The 21,651-nt window shown below is 40.3% G+C and carries 16 protein-coding genes; 3 read left to right on the top strand and 13 right to left on the bottom strand.

The genetic code is table 11. The features are described from left to right. Positions 1-22: 22 nt before the first annotated feature. Positions 23-1,024 (bottom strand): tryptophan--tRNA ligase, encoded by a 1,002-nt coding sequence (trpS, locus tag HFD85_RS01410; RefSeq protein WP_167604818.1) that lies wholly within the window; start codon positions 1,022-1,024, stop codon positions 23-25. Positions 1,025-1,147: 123 nt separating this feature from the next. Continuing rightward, positions 1,148-1,621: a Cys-tRNA(Pro) deacylase gene (ybaK, locus tag HFD85_RS01405; protein ID WP_167604817.1), complete on the bottom strand. Its 474-nt coding sequence runs from the start codon at positions 1,619-1,621 to the stop codon at positions 1,148-1,150. A gap of 542 nt (positions 1,622-2,163) precedes the next feature. Between ybaK and HFD85_RS01400 the strand changes: the two genes are divergently transcribed. After that, positions 2,164-3,540, top strand: a complete 1,377-nt coding sequence (locus HFD85_RS01400) for a TrpB-like pyridoxal phosphate-dependent enzyme (protein WP_167604816.1) — start codon at positions 2,164-2,166, stop codon at positions 3,538-3,540. A gap of 183 nt (positions 3,541-3,723) precedes the next feature. After that, positions 3,724-4,419 (top strand): hypothetical protein, encoded by a 696-nt coding sequence (locus HFD85_RS01395; RefSeq protein ID WP_167604815.1) that lies wholly within the window; start codon positions 3,724-3,726, stop codon positions 4,417-4,419. 42 nt (positions 4,420-4,461) lie between these two features. On the opposite strand, the gene HFD85_RS01390 is transcribed toward HFD85_RS01395, so the two are convergent. Beyond that, positions 4,462-5,409 (bottom strand): lipoate--protein ligase, encoded by a 948-nt coding sequence (locus HFD85_RS01390; protein WP_167604814.1) that lies wholly within the window; start codon positions 5,407-5,409, stop codon positions 4,462-4,464. A gap of 2 nt (positions 5,410-5,411) precedes the next feature. Then, a complete protein-coding gene (locus HFD85_RS01385; protein WP_206081828.1) occupies positions 5,412-6,545 on the bottom strand; it encodes an AAA family ATPase in 1,134 nt (377 codons plus the stop codon). Positions 6,546-6,910: 365 nt separating this feature from the next. Between HFD85_RS01385 and HFD85_RS01380 the strand changes: the two genes are divergently transcribed. After that, complete coding sequence (locus tag HFD85_RS01380; RefSeq protein WP_167604813.1) at positions 6,911-9,187, top strand: tetratricopeptide repeat protein; 2,277 nt, start codon at positions 6,911-6,913, stop codon at positions 9,185-9,187. Between the two features lie 307 nt (positions 9,188-9,494). Here HFD85_RS01380 and HFD85_RS01375 read toward each other — a convergent pair whose 3' ends face one another. From HFD85_RS01375 to pstA, 9 genes are all read right to left on the bottom strand, one after another. Continuing rightward, on the bottom strand, positions 9,495-9,842 hold the full coding sequence (locus HFD85_RS01375; RefSeq protein ID WP_167604812.1) for a carboxypeptidase-like regulatory domain-containing protein: 348 nt from the start codon (positions 9,840-9,842) through the stop codon (positions 9,495-9,497). Between the two features lie 107 nt (positions 9,843-9,949). Further along, entirely contained in the window at positions 9,950-10,408 is a 459-nt protein-coding gene (locus HFD85_RS01370) for a toxin-antitoxin system YwqK family antitoxin (protein WP_167604811.1), read from the bottom strand. A 194-nt stretch (positions 10,409-10,602) separates the two neighbouring features. Further along, positions 10,603-13,797, bottom strand: coding sequence for a hypothetical protein (locus HFD85_RS01365; RefSeq protein WP_167604810.1), 3,195 nt, complete (start codon positions 13,795-13,797; stop codon positions 10,603-10,605). Between the two features lie 41 nt (positions 13,798-13,838). After that, positions 13,839-16,562 carry a TonB-dependent receptor gene (locus HFD85_RS01360; RefSeq protein ID WP_167604809.1) on the bottom strand — a complete coding sequence of 908 codons (2,724 nt, stop codon included), beginning with the start codon at positions 16,560-16,562 and terminating at the stop codon, positions 13,839-13,841. A gap of 208 nt (positions 16,563-16,770) precedes the next feature. Next, on the bottom strand, positions 16,771-18,543 hold the full coding sequence (locus tag HFD85_RS01355; RefSeq protein ID WP_167604808.1) for a sensor histidine kinase: 1,773 nt from the start codon (positions 18,541-18,543) through the stop codon (positions 16,771-16,773). A 26-nt stretch (positions 18,544-18,569) separates the two neighbouring features. Beyond that, positions 18,570-19,253, bottom strand: coding sequence for a response regulator transcription factor (locus tag HFD85_RS01350; protein ID WP_167604807.1), 684 nt, complete (start codon positions 19,251-19,253; stop codon positions 18,570-18,572). A 3-nt stretch (positions 19,254-19,256) separates the two neighbouring features. Next, positions 19,257-19,943 carry a phosphate signaling complex PhoU family protein gene (locus HFD85_RS01345; protein WP_167604806.1) on the bottom strand — a complete coding sequence of 229 codons (687 nt, stop codon included), beginning with the start codon at positions 19,941-19,943 and terminating at the stop codon, positions 19,257-19,259. Between the two features lie 30 nt (positions 19,944-19,973). After that, the gene (gene pstB, locus HFD85_RS01340) at positions 19,974-20,756 is read right to left on the bottom strand and encodes a phosphate ABC transporter ATP-binding protein PstB (protein ID WP_167604805.1); all 783 of its coding nucleotides are present in this window, start codon (positions 20,754-20,756) and stop codon (positions 19,974-19,976) included. Positions 20,757-20,765: 9 nt separating this feature from the next. Then, on the bottom strand, positions 20,766-21,650 hold the full coding sequence (gene pstA / locus HFD85_RS01335) for a phosphate ABC transporter permease PstA (protein ID WP_167604804.1): 885 nt from the start codon (positions 21,648-21,650) through the stop codon (positions 20,766-20,768). Position 21,651: the final 1 nt, after the last annotated feature.

Below are 21,651 nucleotides of genomic sequence, written 5' to 3'. Positions count from 1 at the left end.
CTATTCACCGGGTGAATATCATTTAAAACAGTTTCCTGAAGCCAATAACGTCTTTAACTTCCTGCAAAGTTTTAACAGCCGATTCACGGGCTTTTTCAGCACCCAATTTAGCCACTTTTGCCAGGTAAGCGTCGTCTTCCAGAATATCGATAATACGTTCGCGGATCGGTGAAGTGTAGGCAATTATATCCTCGGCCAGTTGTTTTTTCAAGTCGCCGTATCGAATTTCGCATTTGTTGTACAATTCATCGAAATGAGCTACGGTATCAGGTGTTGATACAATATCGAGCAGCGTAAAAAGATTTTGAACTGCCTCAGGTTTTTCCTGGTTCATTTCAGTTGGTCCTGCATCGGTTACGGCTCGCATTACTTTTTTGCGGATCGACTTAGGATCCTCGTATAAATTAATGGCATTTCCTTCCGATTTACCCATTTTACCGCTGCCGTCGAGGCCCGGAACTTTTATCATATCACCACCACCGAAAGTATAGGGACGCGGGATGGGGAATACATCGCTTTTGTACATGCGATTAAAACGTTTGGCAAACTTGCGCGCCATTTCCAGGTTTTGTTCCTGGTCTTTTCCAACCGGTACAAAATGCGCTTTATGAATAATGATGTCAGCAGCCATTAGAACAGGGTAAGTCAGCAAACCGGCATTTACGTTATCGGGTTGCTGGCGGGCTTTGTCTTTAAACGAAGTGGTACGCTCCAACTCACCCAAATAAGCGTTCATATTCAGAAAAGCATACAATTCCGACACTTCGGGAACATCGCTTTGTATAAAGATCGTCGATTTTTCTGGATCGATTCCACAGGCCAAATACTCAGCCAGGACCTGACGCACACCCGACTGCAAATTTTCAGGCGTTGGATGTGTGGTCAGCGAGTGAATATCGGCTATAAAAAAGTAGCAGTTGAAATCATCCTGCATACGTATAAAGTTTTGCACGGCTCCAAAGTAATTTCCAAGGTGCAAATATCCTGTGGGTCTTATTCCGCTTACAACTGTCGGTTTATTCATCTTAACTATTCTGATTTTTAAGTAGCTGCAAAAATAGACATTCAGCAGGAAAGTAAAAAGCTAAAAAGCAAGCGATTAAACAAAAAGCCCTATCAAAGAAGAATGTGGCTGAATATCTGCCAATTACACATTAATTAAATCGCAAACCCGGGCATTTGCACAGGAAATTAGATCTTTCGGATCGATCTGAATTTGCATTCCGCGCTTTCCGGCACTCACAAAAATAAAGTCGTAATTCAGGCAGCTGTCATGAATAAACAGAGGATAGTTCTTTTTCATGCCAAATGGCGAACAGGCTCCGCGAATATAACCGGTCAATGGCAAGAGTTCTTTCATAGCCACCATCTCGGCATTTTTGTTACCCGAAACTTTTGCTGCTTTTTTCAGGTTTAACTCTGCATTTCCCGGAATAATCGCCACAAATATTCCATTGGCATTTCCGCGTAAAACCAGCGTTTTAAAAACCTGCTCCACATTCTGTCCCAGCGTTTCAGCAACATGAACGGCACTTAAATCCGCTTCATCAACATCGTATTCAACCAAATCGTATTTCACCTTTTTAGTGTCGAGAAAGCGCGCGGCGTTTGTCTTTTTCATTGTATTGAATTTCTGTCCACAAATTTTGAAAACTAATTTCTATCGAACAACTGCTTCTTCGAATAAATCGGAAAAGATTGAGAAAGATTGAAAAGAGATTGATGGAGATTGAATCGGTCATTTCAAACATAAAACCAATCGAATAACTGTTGCAAAAATAAACGATGTAGAACGAAACGACACTCAATTTGAAGTCATTTTACAAACCGAAATGTTTTCGCGATAAAAAATAATAATTAGCTTTACGCTTCACTGAAACGAGAATGTATAAAGAGCCTATATACGGAAAGGAATGGAACTGGCGCAACGTGAAAATGGAAGTGCGGGATAATGCTATGAATTTGCGGTAAAGGCCGGAAAAAGGGATTTGTTGTGTACGCAGCAGGTCCCTTTTTTTATTATTAGATAAATAGATTATGAGATATGAGTAGTGAGACAGACATACTAGATGGTGCAAAGAGGAGATTCCATTGGATCTCTCAGTACTATGTACTTTGTACTCACTCCTAAAATAGAATTATCAACCAAAAAAATAGACAATCATGACCAGACAAAAGAAGATTTTTCTAGAAGAGTCGGAATTCCCCAAGCAATGGTATAACCTGGCACCCGATCTGCCAACACCTTTAAATCCGCCACTTGGCCCTGACGGTAATCCGGTAAATCCGGAAATGCTGGCGCCTGTTTTCCCGATGAACCTGGTGGAACAGGAAGTAAGCCAGGAACGCTGGATAGATATTCCTGAAGGTATTCGCGACATCTTAATCCAGTGGAGACCAAGTCCGCTGATTCGCGCTTACGAACTGGAAGCAGCACTTGGAACACCGGCAAAAATTTATTACAAAAACGAAGGTGTCTCGCCAGCCGGAAGTCACAAACCAAATACGGCTGTAGCACAAGCCTGGTACAATAAACAGTTTGGTATTAAAAAACTGACCACCGAAACCGGTGCCGGACAATGGGGTTCTGCCTTATCGTATGCCTGTGCGCAAATTGGCGGCATTGAGTGTAAAGTTTATATGGTACGCGTTAGTTTCGATCAGAAACCATTTCGTAAAATGATGATGGAAACCTGGGGCGGAAAATGTGTTGCCAGTCCGAGTACTGAAACACAGGCCGGCCGCGATATCCTGGCTCAGTTTCCTGATACTCCGGGTAGTCTGGGAATTGCAATTTCTGAAGCTGTTGAAGCTGCAGTAAGCGACACCTCCGGCCAAACACGTTACTCGCTGGGATCGGTTCTGAACCACGTAATGCTTCACCAAACTGTTATTGGTCTTGAAGCCAAAAAACAGCTGGCCAAAGTTGGTATCGATAAACCCGATGTAGTTATCGGTTGCTGCGGTGGTGGAAGTAACTTTGCCGGACTTTCGTTCCCTTTCATGTACGATAAAATCAACGGTGCCGACATTCAGATTATTGGTGCAGAACCTTTTAGCTGCCCGACCCTTACAAAAGCACCGTTTATTTACGATAACGGCGATGTGGCTCAAATGACTCCGCTGCTGGCCATGAACAGCCTTGGACACAACTTTGTGCCTGCACCAATACACGCCGGTGGATTACGCTATCACGGAATGGCACCACTGGTAAGTGCTGCCCTGCGCGATGGCTTAATGGATGCGATTGCCGTTCATCAAAGCGAATGTTTCGAAGCCGGTTTATTGTTTGCAAAAACCGAAGGTATTATTCCGGCACCGGAAACCACTCATGCCATTGCCGCTACCATTCGCGAAGCTAAAAAAGCGAAAGAAGAAGGCAAGGAAAAAGTGATTCTTTTCAACTTTAGCGGACATGGATTGATGGACCTGGTAGGTTACAACAAATACCTGGCCGGCGAATTACACGATTACGAGTACCCGGAATCGGAAATTGCTGCCAACCTGAAAAAACTGGAAGGCTACCCATTGCCAAAATAGGAAGGTTGGAAGATTAGAATATTGGAATGGCGCGCTGCAGTTTTGTGGCGCGCTTTTTTATGGCTGGCTTGAAGCGATGTATTGATCGCTTATGAGTCCCGGGCTGAATTTGCAATCAATAATTATTCTTGCGAAAAAGAAATATTTCCGCTATATTTATTGTTAAACTCAAATGCTACTCAAATGAAAACAAATTATTTAACCTTAGCCGCAATCGTCATCTGCATTCTCCTTGCACAATCAGGAAATTCACAGAATAAAAATCTGCTTGGAATGGTAACTGCATTCGACAGTATTCCATTGAAAGGAATTCAAATACAAGTCAATGGTGAAAAAGAATCCGTGTTCAGCGATTTAAAAGGTAACTTCAGAGTTCCCGGGAATGAGGAAATGAAACTAGTTATTTCGGGTAGTGGATTCTATAAACAAACCATTAAAATAAAACCTGACACAGAAGAACTTCATATCAATATGATGATAAAAGCCGGCAGTAAAAATACTGGACGGGCTTTGGCTTATTTACCAACAATGACAGCAGACGAACTGAATCAGTTGCTATTGGCTGAAGAAGCCAATAAATACGCGAAATACAAAAGTATGGAGGAATTGGTTCGAAAAGAGTTTCCCGGAAAACTTTTGGCTAATTCAAATTTAAGCTACAATCGTGTGGCATTTCTTGTTGATGATAGATTTAAAGATAAAAATGAATTTTTAGCACTTGATCCTGCAGATATAAAAGAGATTTATTTTACCCAGCTAAATTTTAATTCGACATTAAAAGATGCACCACCGGCCATCGTCGTAATAACAAAAAGTGCAAAATCTGATCCCGATATTTTAGTCAACGGTGCGGAAAAGTACATGAGTCGTAAATTCTGAATCACTTGTTTCCGGAAATTTCGGGAATACTAATTTTGTGAATTAGAAGAACGCGTAAATCAAGGCTTCGTTCTTTGTTTTGAGAACAGTCTGAATGTCTTCGTAAAAATGACGCTTACCTATTAACAATGCGGAAAGCTCGGTGGTATAGGGTTCCACAAAGTAATTGCCTTCGAACTTAGCATTCAGGATAATCCCTTTTTTCACCTCGAGAAAAATACGGAGCGTTTTGTTGTTAATTTCAACCGTATTTTTAAACGTGTATTTTGGTGAATAGCCGTAGCTCCAATCCCATGTAACAAACTTTTCCATTGCCAGCTTCGAAACGATTTCGATATCCGCTTCCGTGAGCTCATAAATGCTGTTTCCATCTTTCTTAAGCTGAACCTCGATCAAAAAATCAACAAATTTATCCACTTGCACTGGTTGCGGTAAAAAGGTTGAAATATTGGCTACCTGGCTACGATTCGACTGAACAGCCTTCCCTTCATATTTCCCCGGAACGACTTTTATAGCTTGTCCAAGGTTTCCGAGATCGGAATTAAAAAGCAGCGTTCCGTGGTGCAACACGCGGTTTTTATAAACATGTTCTGCATTGCCTGAAATTTTCAAGCCTTCGATCAGCAAATCGTTTCTCCCCGATGTTGTTGCGGTAACACCGAGTTGTGCCAATGCTTCAACCACCGGTTCGGTAAACATCTTAAAACTGATCTCGGCCGGACTGCTCACATTTTTTATAAAGCTGAAATTCACGTTTCCTGCATCATGAAAAACGGTTCCGCCACCTGAAATACGACGCGCAACAGTAATGCCGTTTTCGCGAACAAAGGGATAATTGATCTCCCCCAGCGCATTTTGGTGTTTGCCAACTACCACGGTGTTCTCGCTTTGCCAGAGCATAAAAATGTCATCAGAAAAAGTCTTGAGCAGGTACTCTTCGGCTGCCAGGCAAAAGAATGGATTGGTGTTTTTTAATTGAATGCAAAGCATATTTACAAATTTTGAATCCAACGTTGAAAAAGTACATCATAAACACTATAATACAATCGTCCATCATTATCATGTTCTTTAAAAATCAACTCCTTATTCAATAGTGAGTTAACGGAACGATTTACCGTTGAAGGACTACCTAATTTATGGTTCTGCATAAAATCTTTCGATGTAATGTTATATACTTTTCCTTCAGTTGCAATAGCTTTTAGTAAATTCCACTGCTGTTTGGTAAGCATATCGCGGTAACCGAAAAATACATACTCTTGTTCCTTTAAAATTTTTAACGCCTCTGCATGCCAGGTTTCAGTATTGATACTCCTGCCTGAGTTAATAAAAACCCTGTTACAAAGCAATTGCACATAATAGGTGTGTACATTTGTCCACTCCAGCATTTCGGCAACAGTTTCCGGTAAGATGCTTTTCCTGTTTTCCAAAAATTTCGATTGAATAAACGCTTGGTATGCTTCAACATCAATTTTATCCAACTTAAGAAATTGAGTACTTCTGAAAAACGGTTTTGCAGGATTAGTAAAAATCTCATTCATCAGATGTTGTTGGCTTCCTGAAAATATAAAGACTACATTTTTTAACTGCTGAATGATTCTTCGCAACCATGCCTCTACGTTTTTTTCAGGATAATTCAGGATTTGCTGAAATTCATCGATCGCAAAAAATACCCGTTCATTCTGCTTTTCTAAAAAGGCAAAGAGCGATTCTATCTGATGTTCGCTTTCGCTTGGCTGAACATTAAAAGTAACATTTGGCTCGCCCGAAAGTGAATCAAAGGAAATTACGGGGCGTAAAGATTTAATAAAATTCCAGATTTTTTTACCGAATCCTGTCTTTTCGGGCACTGAATTCAGGATAGCTGTTGTGAGGGAATTAAGAAAATCGATACTATTCTCCGTTGGCAAGATATCGGTATAGATACAAATTAGCTTATCCGACATCAGATGTTGCAAATGTTTTATTAGTCCGGTTTTCCCTATTCTTCTGATAGCAACCAAGGTCGTTGACTGCCCCCCATTAATATTCGAAATTAACGTGTCAGTTTCCTCTTTCCTGTCGCAAAAATACAACGGCCCGTAATATCCTGTTGTGGGGAAAGGTGTTGTAGGACGAATCATTTTCATTATTCAATATTTTTCGCAAAATGCAATTTACAAAATGTGAATTACAAAAAGCAACTATTTGTCAATAAAAAACCACACATCTTAGGATGCCTGAGTCATGGATTGAACAACATATAGAATAGAGTGTATTGTAACTCGAAAAGCGCCCCTGCTCTCAGAGGCGGATTCCATCTTAATTAACAGCAATAATCCTGTCATTAATTTGAGGGCTGATGCCTTAATTTAATTTTGTTTTTTAGACACTTTATAAATTATCATTGCCCGCTATTCTCTGAGGTGTTTTTTTTCTCATTCAAGTCAAAAATTACTTATTTCGTGCCTGTTGCCAAAAGCTTCAGTCACTAATTCTTCATAACCAAGATACGATGTCAGATAAAAATACGCGGTTAAATTCGATTGCCACTTTTGTTCTTGTTTTTAGTATGATTCTTGGCTTTCAGTCTTGTCAGAATAAAACAGAAGACATATCCTTTTTCTATCCTTTTGAAGGAACACTTTATCCGAAAGATATTGCTCCTCCAAACTTTGTATGGAACGAATCCAACCCGGAAGTAAGCAACTGGCTGGTAACCTTAAAATCGGGCGAAAACATTCTTGTTGATAAAGTCAGCGTTGAAGAACCGAGGTGGAAACCGTCGAAAGAAATCTGGAGTGACGTGTGCAAAGTGTACATGCAAAATTATACACTTACCGTTCAGGGAATTAACAAACGCAAAGTAAGCGAAGGGCAAGTTACTTTTTCAATTTCGCAGGATGCAGTTGAAGCACCCATTTTTTTCAGAAGCGTTCCGCTGCCGTTTAAATTTGCCCGGGAAAATATGAAAAACCTGCTGTGGCATTTAGGCAGTGTCAGTACTGAAGAAAAGCCGCATCGTATTTTGGGGAATATACCCGTTTGCGCCAACTGCCATTCATTTTCAGATGACGGAAAATACATTGGGATGGACGTAGATGCAGCGAATGACAAAGGATCGTATGTTATTACCGAATTCGAAAAGGAAACAAAATTTACCAACGATAACATTATTGATTGGGATGAATCGCAAAACGGGGCATTTACCTACGGCTTACTTTCTAAAATGTCGCCGGATGGCAGATATTCAGTCAGCACATTACATGATTGTGAGATTTTTATCGAACAAAACGACCTTGAATTTTCACAACTGTTTTTCCCTTTTAAGGGAATTTTAATGACCTACGACCGGTTTAATAAAACATTTACTCCATTACCGGGAGCTGCCGATACCAACCTGGTGCAATCAAATCCCGTTTGGACACCCGATGGTCAAAATATCCTTTTCGTGAGAGCAAAAGCAAAACATTTTGAAGAAAGCGGGATACAGAACGGATCAAGAGCGAAGTTGAAAGACATGGAACGCTACAAAAAATTTGAACAAAGTTATGTTTCGCGCGATTCGCTATTTAAATACGATATTTACACCATACCTTTTAATGAAGGCAAAGGAGGAATTGCAGCACCGCTTAAAGGAGCTTCAGAAAATGGAATGAGCAATTATTTCCCACGCATTTCGCCCGATGGAAAATGGATCGTATACAACCAGGCCGAAAGTTTTATGTTGCTTCAAAAAGACAGCAAATTATGGATTGTTCCGGCTGAGGGAGGAGAAGCACGAATGCTTAAATGTAACCAGGACGTGATGAATTCGTGGCACTCCTGGTCTCCAAACAGCAAATGGCTCGTATTTTCTACCAAAAAATTTGGCCCTTATACGCAGCTCTTTTTAACACACATTGATGAAAATGGCAACGATTCGCCACCCGTGTATCTCGATAATTTCTCGTTTGATAAATATGCCAACAACATTCCCGAATTTGTAAACATGGAGTATGACCCCGATTTGGTGATTAATCCCCTGTTTTTAGCCGAAGATGAGTTCCTGATCCGTGAGGGTGAAATACTCCAGGAAAAAGGGATGAACAACGAAGCATACAAAAGTTTTTCGGAAGCCATTGCCAAATTCCCGAAGTTGGCCGATGCTTACTATAAAAGGGGTTATACCGCCTTGCAGCTCGACCAGTATAAACTGGCCATCGATGATTTGAACAAGGCGATATCGCTTGAAAAGAAAGCCGATTATTTTTATACCCGGGGAAGAACTAGAATGAAAATGAATGATGAAGCTGCAGCTATTTCTGATTTTAATGAAGCAATTAAGCTTGATCCAACCGAGTATAAGGCATACAACAAATTGGGAGTAATTTACATTAATAAGAAAAACAATGAACTGGCCTTACACTACCTGGATAAAGCTGTTGCTTTAAATATAACTGATTATTTATCACATTTTAACCGGGGCCTCATCCTTTATGATCAGAAAAGATATGAAGAAGCCAAGCAAAGTTTCTCATCATCTGCCGAGTACTGCACCGATCAATCGCGTTTACCGGCTATATACGAAACCAGGGCCAGGTGTTACATCGATTTGGGAGACTACTACCCGGCTATTCCCGATTTAAAAAAGGTAATTGCTGCGGCACCACGAAATATTAATGCTTACCTCCTTTTATCAAAAGCTCAACTGGCTGTTGGAAATAAACAGGAAGCAATCAATTTGTTGAATCAAGCTTCCGGCATGGGATCGAAACAGGCTGTGAAAATCTTGAAGACAATAAACCAGTAGTTTGACAGATCACTTCTAAAATCCGATGGAATAATTTCTTCCTATTTATTGTGAAAGATCAGAAAATAATCTGTCCAGAATTTTATCTGAGCATATCTTATCTTTCCGAAGCCAAACACTTTGGAAAAGCCATTTCAACGACATAAAAAAAACCACACATCGTTGGATGCATGGTTTGCCTGGCGATCATAAAATCTTATTTGCGATTTGTAGGATAACAATTAGAAAAGAGACTTTGCTAAACAATGAAAACCGCCCCTGCTCTCAGAGGCGGATTCAATCTTAAGTTACTGCAGTTAATCCGTCATTAATTCGAAGACTGCAGCTTTATTTTAATCTTGTTTTCTTTCGTAGCTATTGTAAGTTTTTCAGCCTTTTGCTGATAGGAGATATAATTGGTTTCTATTTTATATTCTCCCGGCTTAATGTTCTCGAAGTTAAAATTACCGTCAAAATCAGTATAGGTCTTTTTGTCGGTACCCGCTAGTTTAACTTCAACACCTACCAACGATTCTCCCGACTGCCCGTCAACAACCGATCCTGTTAGCACCATCGTTGCCTGGGTGTCAGTATCCTTCGATTTCGACTCATTATCTTTTGCCTGAACTATAATTACTGCGATTAACATACAGGCGATCAGCATTACTTTTTTCATGTTTTCTATTTCTTGATTGACACTGTAAAATTACAAACTGGCTGTTACGGGGTAATTAAAGAATTATTACACTTTTATTAATTCGTAATCCGAAACAAAATCGGCTACTAATATTCCCGAACGCTAATAAGTTTCCCTTGCTCGTCATATTTCTTCCAGACGCCGGTCTTCTTACCCATATCGTATTGCAATTCGTATAACAGATTTCCGTAATCATTCCAGATGCGCCATTTCCCGTCTTTCTCGCCGTTTTTATACCTGGCAACTGAGGTTTTTATACCATGGTCATTGTACATGATCCACTTACCGTGCATCTGATTCTTTTTATACGATCGGATTTCATTTAGCTGGCCATTCTCGAAATAAATGCAAATTTTCCCATGTTTTAATCCGTCCTTGATATGCAATTCCTGCTTGAGATTACCATTCTCGTAATTTGTGGCGTACTTGCCAGTGAATTTATTGGCCCCCTGGTAATAGATTCCGTCTACTTCTCTCACTGTCTGGGCATTCATAGAAACTACGAACGACATTAGAGTAAAAATCAGTGTTATTATTCGTTTCATTCTTAAATTATTTTGTTACATGCAGTCTAATCTGTCTTTCAAACGGTGCGACCAGGATTTTATCTATCAAATTTAACTGTTTTTGATTTCGAATCTCTTTTAACGGTTTAAGATGAAAGCCCCGGAAAAATTCCCGGAGCTTTCCAGTTGGTCAAAACCAACTGTTCTTAAACACTGCATAGTGGATCTTTTTTCTAGAAGCTGAAACCGGTCCAACTGAATGCAGCAGCATCTGCGCCGGTATTTCCGCCTTCGATTTTAACGTTATTGTATGTTTCGTTTGTTTTGATATCGCCTGAAGTGCTGGTAGCACCATCAACAGTAAGACTAACAGCTGAAGCAGTAGTAGCATCACCCTTGCTGTCGGTCATATCGATAAGATTTTTAGCCTGACCGCCAATCATCAGTGCATTGGTTACAGTAGCTGTTGCTCCACGACGGATTTTGATGCCATCTTCCATAATATAGTCCGAGTTATTTCTGATGGTAACATTCGACATGGTGAAGTTCGATTGTCCGGTCTGATCGGGGAAGTTACCATCGAGGTTACCGTCGGCTTCAATACCGCGAGGATCAGATTCCGAGCTGCTGTAACCGGCCTGCCAAACACCGTAAGCGTTATCCAGCGTACCACTCCAACCCTGAGTTACGTCGAACATATCGTCGTCGCAGTCTACAGATAACATGTTTGTTACGTTTACAGTTCCTCCGAAGAATTCAACTGCATCGTCAGCACCTTTATATACATATAGATTTTCAATAACTGTCCCGGTACCAACCGCGTCAAGCGTCAATCCGTTGTGCTCAACGTTTTCACTGGTTTGAGCACCTGAATAAGCAATAACAACATATTTTAATACTCCTGAATTATCGGCAGCATCATTACCACCGTAAGGAAGCGTAGCATTTACTTCACAGGTTCCGGTACCGCCACCTGAAATTGGAGCATATCCGTTGATCCAGATACCACCCCAGTCTCCTGCAGCAGGACTAGCCTCGCCGGAAGTAAAGGTAACAGGATCGCCTGCAGTTCCTTCTGCCATAATTTTACCTCCCTGCTCAACAATCACATACGATTCGAAGCTTTTTGTAGCTTTGATTGTAGTACCTGCAGGAACATATAAAGTAGCACCATTTTTAACACTCAAGGTTCCATTCAACGAATAGTCATACAGACCGTTTAACCTCATGTCTTCAGTTACATCACCACTAAGTGTCTCTGATTTAGAGAATGAGAAATCGTATCCGGTCCATGCGAATGCAGATGCATCAGCTCCGGTATTTCCTTCTACTAAAGCAACATTATCGTAAGTGTCATCAACATGAATATCTTTTGAAGTTTTTCCTGATTTTGATATCGTGAGGCTAATTGAAGTGGCAGTATTTCCATTTCCTTTACTATCGGTTACGTCAATCAGGTCTTTTGCATATCCACCTAAAAGTAAAGCATTGGTAATTGTAGCGGTAGCTCCGCGACGAATTTTGATACCATCTTCCATTAAGTAGTCCGATTCATTTTTAATGGTAACATTTGTCATGGCGAAAGTAGACTGACCGGACTGATCAGGGAAATTACCATCCAGGTTTCCATCAGCTTCGATACCACGAGGATCAGATTCAGAGCTGCTGTATCCATCTTCCCAAATACCGTAAGCATTGGTTAATGTCCCACTCCAGCCCTGGGTTACATCGAACATATCGTCGTCGCAATTTACTGCTAACAGGTTCTTAACATCAACGGTACCACCGAAGAATTCAACGGCATCATCGGCACCATCATAAATGTAGATATTCTCGATTACGGTTCCGTTACCAACTGCGTCAAGTGTTAAACCGTTGTGTTCAACGTTTTCGCTGGTTTGAGCTCCCGAATAAGCAATAACCACATATTTCAGAATTCCCGAGTTATCAGCGGCATTGGTACCTCCGTAAGGAAGCGTTGCATCCACTTCAGAAGTTCCGGTACCACCACCTGAAATAGGCGCATATCCGTTGATCCAGATTCCGCCCCAGTCACCGGCAGCAGGAGAAGCTTCTGCTGAAGTAAAGGTAATTGGAGATGAGGCAGTTCCTTCTGCAATAATTTGTCCGCCTTGTTCAACTATGATATAGGATTCGAAGCTTTTCTTTGCTTTAATGGTAGTTCCTGCCGGAATGGTCAATTTTGCGCCGCTTTTTACTTTTACGGTTCCTGTTAAAGTATAAACAACTGAAGGATCAAGTTCTACATCATTAGAAATATCACCGATTAAAGTTGAAGATGTTCCACCGGTTCCGAAAGTATAACCTGTCCAGTCGAATGCTGCTGCACTGGCGCCTGAGTTTCCGCTTTCGATTTTAACATTGTCGTAGGTTTCGCTAGCCTTAATCGTCAGATCAGTACTTTCAGCGTTTTTAACAGTAAGGCTAATTGAAGTGGCAGTTACCGCATCACCTTTACTATCGGTAAGGTCGATAAAGTTTTTAGCCGAACCTCCAATTAATAAGGCATTGGTAATAGTAGCAGTAGCACCACGACGGATTTTAATACCATCTTCCATCACATAGTCTGATTCGTTTTTGATGGTAACATTCTCCATGGTGAAGGTAGATTGTCCCGACTGATCCGGGAAGTTACCATCCAGGTTACCATCGGCTTCGATACCGCGTGGATCAGATTCGGTACTTGAATAACCGGCTTCCCAAACACCATAAGCATTTGTTAATTTTCCACTCCAACCTTGTGTTACATCGAACATATCGTCGTCGCAGTTTACAGCCAGTAAATTCGTAACGTTAACCGTACCACCAAAAAATTCGATAGCATCGTCGGCACCATCGGCTACATAAATGTTTTCGATTACGGTACCATTACCAACGGCATCAAGCGTCAATCCGTTGTGTTCAACATTTTCGCTTGACTGCGCTCCTGAATACAGGATTTTCACATATTTTAATACGCCTGAATTGTCTGAGGCATTTGAACCGCCGTAAGGTACTGTTGCATCAACTTCCGAAGTTCCGGTAACTCCGCCTGCAACAGGTGCATAACCGTTAATCCAGATTCCGCCCCAGTCGCCGGCAGCAGGAGAAGCTTCTGCTGAAGTAAAAGTAATCGGACTGGCTGCAGTACCCTGCGCCATAATTTTTCCGCCTTGTTCAACAATCACATAAGAACTAAATCCCTTTGTTGCTTCAATAGTTGTTCCGGCCGGAATATTCAATACACCGCCATCTTTTACACTCAAGGTACCAACCAACTTGTAAGTAACGCTGGCATCGAGTGTCACTTCCGATGTAATATCACCGAAAAGTTCTTCGTTTACAGTCGGATCCGGTTTTGGATCATCTTCTTTACATCCTGCAAAAAGGATGCTTCCAATTAAGAATGCAAACAGTAATTTTTTCATTTTCTCTGTTTTTAATTTTTTGTATTAATTTGGTTTTTTTGCTAAAACTGGTAGGAAAGGCCTAAACTAAATTCCAAACCTTTCTTATAACTCCTCAATACAATTGGTTCTAAATCTTCACTGCTTGGTTGACGTGTCAACTTATATTCCGGATCGAGCAGGTTTTTGGCTTTTAAACTCACTCCCCAATGCCTTTTAAATTTTACAGACGAAATGAAGTCGAGTGTTGCAAGTCCATTTTCCAGAATATCGTTATAGCCCCCAACTCCAATCGAGTAGATACGGTCGCTGAAATAGTTGGCAACCAGGGTGCTGTTCAGTTCAAAATCCTGAGTTTTGTATTGATACGACAGGTCGGCATTGGCAAGAACTGGGGACGCACCTTCCAATTCCGATTCTTCATTGGTAAAATCCAGTGGAAGACCACCACTTTCGTTGCTAAGTTTTACACCTGTTTTGATGTATGAAAAGTTTATTCCGGTGGTCAGTTTATTGATGTTGTCGGTACCAATCGAGAAGATATTTTTCCGGATCTCAACTTCGAAACCTGCGAGTTTTGCTTCCTCTGCAATGTTTGCATACGATTGATATCCGTTCGCACTGGCAATTTCAACCTTTGAAATGGGGTTTTTGATCAGCTTTCCGAAAGCTGTTACCGAAACCAGTTCACCACGTGTCAGGTACAAATCCCATTTTAAATCCACGTTGTAATTGATTGATGGCACAAGGTCTTTGTTACCCTGAGAAGACCACTGCGGACCTTCGTACAACATTGGCGAAATTTCTTTTGACTGCGGCAAAGTGTACGTTTTGCTTGCCCCTAAACGCAGCGCGTTTTTATCGTTGAGTGAGTATTTCAGGTTAAGACTTGGAAGGATAAAAAACTCGTCGATCGAGTCTGCTTTTGCAGGACTCTGGTCGTTCAAATCCAAATCGTATTTCAAGGCGATGTTTACATCGTCAGCCTTCACTCCAAGATTCAAAACTAAATCACTTGTCAGCTCATAATTTAATTCGACAAAAGCTGAATGAATGGTTTTATCAACCGAGTACATGTAGGTTTTGTAATTCTTATTGGCGAAGTTTCCGGCCTCGAATCCTTCCTGGTTGAAAATGGCATCGAGCGAGAAATTATCACGGTCGAGTTGTGGCAGATTTTTCAACCAACTGTTGTCCCAGGCACTGGCGTTGTATTCGTCGTTTAGGAAACGGCCTCTGTACCCTACTACAATCGATGAAATGTTATCTGCATCATCATTAAGTTTATAGGTAACTTTTGCAAGTGCGTTGATATCATTTTCCTTTAAATCGCCAAAGTAACGGTGTTGGTTACCCTGCCCTTTCAGCGGTTCCAGTGTATTATTGCCTACATAGCTTAAATAATTTACACGTCGGTCGGGTTCTTTTCCGTTGGTATAATTGTAAGCCACACCTGCATCGGCAGAAATGCGATCTGTAAATTCCTTTTTAACCCGAAACTGGTTTACCAGCAAAGTATTATCATTGGTTTGCTGACGTCGTACTAATCCCTGGTAATCGTTCTCTCCGTTATTATTGAACGGATTACCATCCATTCCGAAATCTTCGCGTAATACCTGGTTGGAGGTATGGATGGCCATAAAATTATAGCTCAGATTAAACTTGTTAAAAGAGTAATTCACATTTGCGGTTGCAAAATGCAGGTATTCGGTTTCGTATTCTTTTGTTTTTTGGTCGCGATAAACGGTACCTGTTGTAGTTGTTTGGCGGGTGGTTCCGTCGGTGAAGTTAAAATCGTTGGAATAACTACCAATGATGTAAAAACTCAAAGGATTGTTATTTGCTCCCAGGTTAAAACTTTTACCAGCGGAAATACCGATGCCTTTCCCCAACTGCATACTTTGTGTTGCAGGATCCAGCGAGTTTTTAAAGGCATATGTTTCTCCGCTGGATGGGCTGCTGGTATTCTGTGCGAATCCAAAACCACTGACTCCATCGGGGATCATAAAATACTTATTATATGTTTGAGAGTTAACAGTAGCTTTGATATCAACATTAAACTCAGAACTCCCAACAAGTTCTTTCGAGTTGATATTGATTTCTGCCCCGGCAACATCGCCTGTCATTCCTCCGCTAAATACTTTATTCACTCCAACGGCTTTAATAATGTCGGATGAAAAGAAATCGAGCGAAATGTTCTTGTACTCGGGATCTTCCGAAGGCACCGGGAAGTCGTTCAAACTGGTAGCGTTAAAACGGTCGCCTAATCCACGTACAAATACGTTTTTAACGCCTTCCTGCTTCGATACACCGGAAACTTTTGTAACGGCAGCTTCAGCATCGCTGGCTCCTTTTCTCGAAATTTCCTGGGCACCGATAGCCTGTGTTGCCATAACGGCATTTTTCTGTTCTACCAGCAACATGTTCTCAGTTTCGCGGTTGGCTTTCGCCACTACCTCAACACCTTCCACTTCAATGGTAGCCGATTTCAGTTCGGCATTTACGACGGTTTCTTCATTTGCTTTTACTTCAATTTCAAATTCTTGCGGATCGTATGAAATAAAAGAAATAACCAGGGTATGCATTCCCGGCTCAACCTTTGGAATGACGTAGTTTCCATCGAAATCGGTGATTGTACCGATTGTCGTCCCTTTTAACATCACGGTAGTGCCGATAAGAGACTCCTTTGTGTTGGCATCGGTTATCTGCCCTTTTACCGTTCCGGTTTGGGCAAGCGAGTAAATTGTCTGGATGATTAACAGGCTTCCAATAATAAGCTGTTTCATAAAAATATGCAGTGTTTAAAATCGTATACTTAAATATCCACCGCAAACCAACCGCAATTATGTTACAGCCTTATTACATATGAATGAAACTTGGATTAATTATTTTTAATAGAATTGTAATGAAGTGGGGTTAACTTTAATCGTTTTTAAATAAAAAGAGCCTTTAATACTTAATTAAAGGCTCTTTCCAATAGGCTTTGATCTAATCTTATTTTTTTGACAGGGTAAAGAGAAACTCAATGCCACCTTCGGGTTTGTTTCTTGCAGAAATATTACCCTTGTGCAATTGAATGGCATTTCTAACAATGGATAATCCCAAACCTGTTCCACCTAATTCACGGGTCCTGCCTGAATCAATTCTGTAGAACCTTTCGAATATTCTGTGCAGGTGTTCTTCCGGTATTCCTACTCCCGAGTCGGTGTAACTGAAATAATGGTAGTTCTTATCTTCCAGATAATTTTTTATTTCAATTTTTATATTCTCACCCGCATAATTAATGGAGTTTTCAATCAGGTTCTGAAAAACTGAGGAAAGTAAAGAATCATTTCCGTTCACTTCCACCTCATCGTCAATATTTATCTTACACTTGATATTTTTCGACGTTAACCGGTTTTCAAGGTTTTCAATCACATCCGAAACAATGTTCCTAATATTGATGGATTTGAATTCGAAAAGTTCACCTGCGTCTTCAATGTTGTTTAGCAACGAAATATCATTCAAAAGCAAATTCAATCGTTCGGCCTGTACACTTGCCCGTTCGATAAAATATTGCTGCTTTTCCTTGTTTATATTCGGATTGCCCATCAGCGTTTCCAAATAGCCTTTTATAGAAGCGAGAGGTGTTTTTAACTCGTGAGCAATATTTGAAGTAAGCTGCTGCTTGAGTAAACGACGCTTTTCAGGGCGGGTGATATCGGTTATCAGTACTTCAAAACTTTTATCGGCAAAAACAATACACTGAATCTTGAAATATGTTTCGTTTTTATTGATTGTGAACTCAATCTGTGGTAATTCGTTGTCAAGAAACTCGATGTCTTTTTTAAGGTTCTCATCCAGGAATTTATTTACCTTCTTAAACTCAGGAATCATAAAAACATTCTCGGCAGAAATGGTTGAAGTATCTGAGATCATACTCACATGTTGTATGAAATGACTGTTCACCAGCATTTTCTCCCTGGCCGGATTAAAAAAACCTATTCCTTCGTTTAGAATATTCATGTGGTTTGACAGTCGTTCTTTTTCGAGCGCAATTTCATGATTAGCGATTCTCAGGTTGTTGTAGATCTTAACGATCTGAGATCCGATCTCACCCAGTTCATTATCAGGGAACCGTGCTTCATCCTCGTTTATGGCTTCGTTATGTCCTGCTTTTATCGCAAAATCTTTCAGCTTTGTTATCGATATTGATAATCTTTTTGTGAGTTCGTTAATTACCAGCCAGATAACCAAAAATATGGCAATTATAAAGAACAGGAATACCCGCTCAGCTTTAAGAAAATTTTCAACTTCAACATTGTAAAGCATGGCGGTTCTTACAAAGTACGCATCATAATTGCGGGCGTAATAATAAAAGTCCTTGCCTGTAGTTTCTGAATGCCTGATGTTAGAACCTTCACCTGAATAAAGTGCTTTCTGTACCTCCGGCCTTTCAAAATGGTTCTCCATATTCTTGTAGTCAAATACAAAACTATCATACAGAACAACACCCTTTTTATCAATAATGGTCAAACGAATGTTACTTTGAGGAATCAGTTCTTTTAAGGTATCGGCTTTACTAAAATTACCGGTTTTCATCAAGTCGTAATGCTCGATAAAATTATGCGTAACCTCAGTTACGTTTTTGAGCGTATTTTCGAGCTGGCCGGTTTTATAATTCTTTTCCCGCTGCAGCTGAAACAGTAATATTGCTACCGTAAACAATAAGAATACTGCTATAAAGTAGTAGAATATTTTTTGCCTAAATGATTGCTGAATTGGCACAGTTTATTTTTTTTAATTGTGTTTAACTAATTCTTGAAAGCATAACCAAATCCTGATTTGCCCTTAATTTTATTTCCATAATCCCCTATCTTTTTTCGAAGACGAGCTATGTTAACATCCACATTTCGTTCCGTTACAATTACATCATCGCTCCATACCCGGTTCAGAATCTCTTCACGGCTAATGTACTGCCCCTGATGTTTGAGTAACATGGTAAGGATTTCGAATTCTTTTCTTGTAAGGCTTATTATTTTATCTTCAATCTTTACGGTCTTGCTGTTTACATCTACTTCCAGTTCTCCTTCTTTATATACCCGTACCTGACCAGTTTCCTGTCGTCCCCGCTTAAGAACCGCTTTAATTCGGGCTACCATTTCTTTTATTGAGAAAGGTTTTGATATATAGTCATCGCCACCAACATTAAAGCCTGTAAGAATATCATTTTCAGCTGTTTTGGCAGTCATGAAAATGATTGGTACCGAAAGTTGCATTTCTCTTCGAATGCGATCTGCCATTTTATACCCTGAAATTCCTCCCATCATCACATCAAGAAGAATCAGATCAAACTCGTCGAGCGAAAATTTTAATGCCTGTTCAGCTGAATGTGCAACTGTAGTTTGAAATCCTTCGCTCGAAAGATTGAACTCAAGAATCTCACAAAGATCCTTTTCGTCGTCGACTATGAGTATTTTTGGAATGGGATTGTCCATGATTTATTTAACATCAGATTTATGCCGAACATCCTTACCTTCAATTGAATAAATGGCAGCTTCAGCGATATTTGTGGCGTGGTCCGCAATACGTTCAATGGTAGTAAGCATACTATTAAGGTTAATGAAACTAGTCATTAACTGTTTATCCTCATCGGTGTTAGTGCTTTTTTTGATGGCCTTTTTCAGCATTTTTTTATTTAGCTCATCAATTACTGAATCATTTTTAATGGTCCAGATTGCATAATCTTTGTCATCGTTGGTATAAGCCAATAATGCTTTATTTACCATGTTTGAGCTTTGTACCAACATATTTGAAATTACCTCCGATAATTCCTGGTAAACCTTAGGAATTTTAATTTTCTCGATTAAGTTATGAATGTTGAGGACCATGTCTCCAACACGCTCCAAACTAATTACAATTCGATAACAGGCAAAAATTTTACGAATATCGGAAGCTACCGGCTGATAAAGCGTTATGGTATTAATAATTTTATCGCTAATCTTCACCTCCATTTTGTCCAGTTTCTTTTCGTTGTCCACTAATTCTTTGGTTAGCGTTTTCGAAAAAGAAACTTCTCCTGAAGAAACAAAATTCTCCAGCAAATCGAGTTGATGCAGCACCATATTCGCGAATTCTTCGAAATCGCTCATTATGCTGTTTATGGCATCATCTTTTCTTAAAGTCATAATTTCTTAATTTTAGTGAAGTTAAAAATTTTAACCGAATTTACCTGTCAGGTATTCCTCTGTTCTTCGATCTCTGGGATTAGTGAACATGTCTTTTGTTTTATCATATTCAACAAGTTCACCCAGGTACATAAACATGGAATAATCAGAAATCCTTGCGGCCTGAGCCATGTTATGTGTGACCATTAAGATGGAGTAATTCTCCTTCAGTTTTACCAGCAGATCCTCAATTTTGGCAGTTGCCACCGGGTCGAGAGCTGAGGTGGGTTCATCCAGCAATATAACTTCCGGATCGAATGCCAGTGCACGAGCGATACATAAACGCTGTTGTTGCCCTCCTGAAAGAAATGTACCTTTCCTGTGCAGGTTATCTTTTACTTCATCCCAAAGCGTTACGTCGCGTAACGAGCGCTCAACGATATCATCACGCTCCGAGCGTTTCATTCGAATACCGTTCAATTTGTAACCGGCCACCACATTATCGTAAATACTCATGGTTGGAAAAGGATTCGGACGCTGGAAAACCATTCCGGCCATTCTCCTTAATTGAATGGTCGGCATGTGCGTAATGTCTTTCCCATTCATGATCAGCGTTCCCTTTGTCTCAATGTTTTCATACAATTCGTGCATGCGGTTAATGGCCCGTAACATCGTACTTTTCCCGCAACCGGATGGACCCATAATTGCGGTAACTGCATTTCGTTTTATGTCAGCAGAAACATCATTAACAGCATACTTTCCTTTCTCGTATGAAACAGAAAGATTGCGTATTGACAGAACCGGATCTTTTATTTTTACCGTATTTTCGTTCATTGTTATAATCTATTTTGTTCGGGCTGCTATCCTTTTTGAAAGCAGGTTCAAACCAAGCACCATTGCCATTAACAACAGCGACGAACTCCAAATTAAATCCACCATGTTTGGATCGTTATAGAATTCCCAAATAAGCAAAGGCACGGCACTTGTTGGCTTTGTAATATCGAGGTTGATTACAGAACTTCCCAATGCTGTTAACATCAGTGGTGCTGTCTCGCCTAAAATTCGTGATATACCTAATAAAATACCGGTTAGCAGTCCACTAAATCCGGTTGGGATAAGCACTCTCAATAAAACCTTGTAATAAGGCACTCCCAATGCCAGAGCCGCCTCCTTAATACTTTGAGGAATCATTTTCAATGTTTCTTCTGTCGAGCGAACAATCATAGGCAACATCATTATGGCCAGCGAAACACTGCCTGCCAAAGCAGAAAATCCGCTGGTAATAGGTTTTACCACCCAAATATAAGCTATCAAACCAAGTACAATGGATGGTACACCCTGTAATATATCGGAGATATTTCGGGTAATGTTCGCCATAAATTTATCCGGATTTTCGTACAGATAAATTCCGGTTATTACTCCAACAGGAATAGCAATTACTGATGCCAGTGTTACCATTAAAAGCGTACCCGTTATTCCATTTGCAATCCCGCCTGGTATCAGTTCACCATTGCTCAATGCGGTCATTGCCTGAAAAGTGTCGGGCGGAGTTTTTAATATGAAATCAAAGCTGATTTGACGAATGCCCTTTTCAATAAGCTTGTAAATGATGAGCACAATAGGAGAAATTGTAAGCATCGACAAGAAAATGACCAATCCTTTGAAAAGTCTGTCCTTTAAATTTCTTCTTTCAAGGTTCTTTGACGAAAGATTTGCAAGTGACTCCATT

Origin of the sequence: Maribellus sediminis (genome assembly GCF_011799805.1) — a bacterium.
GTDB lineage: Bacteria > Bacteroidota > Bacteroidia > Bacteroidales > Prolixibacteraceae > Draconibacterium > Draconibacterium sediminis_A.
Note: the sequence above shows the minus strand (reverse complement) of the source record. Positions and strands in the feature narration are given on the sequence as shown.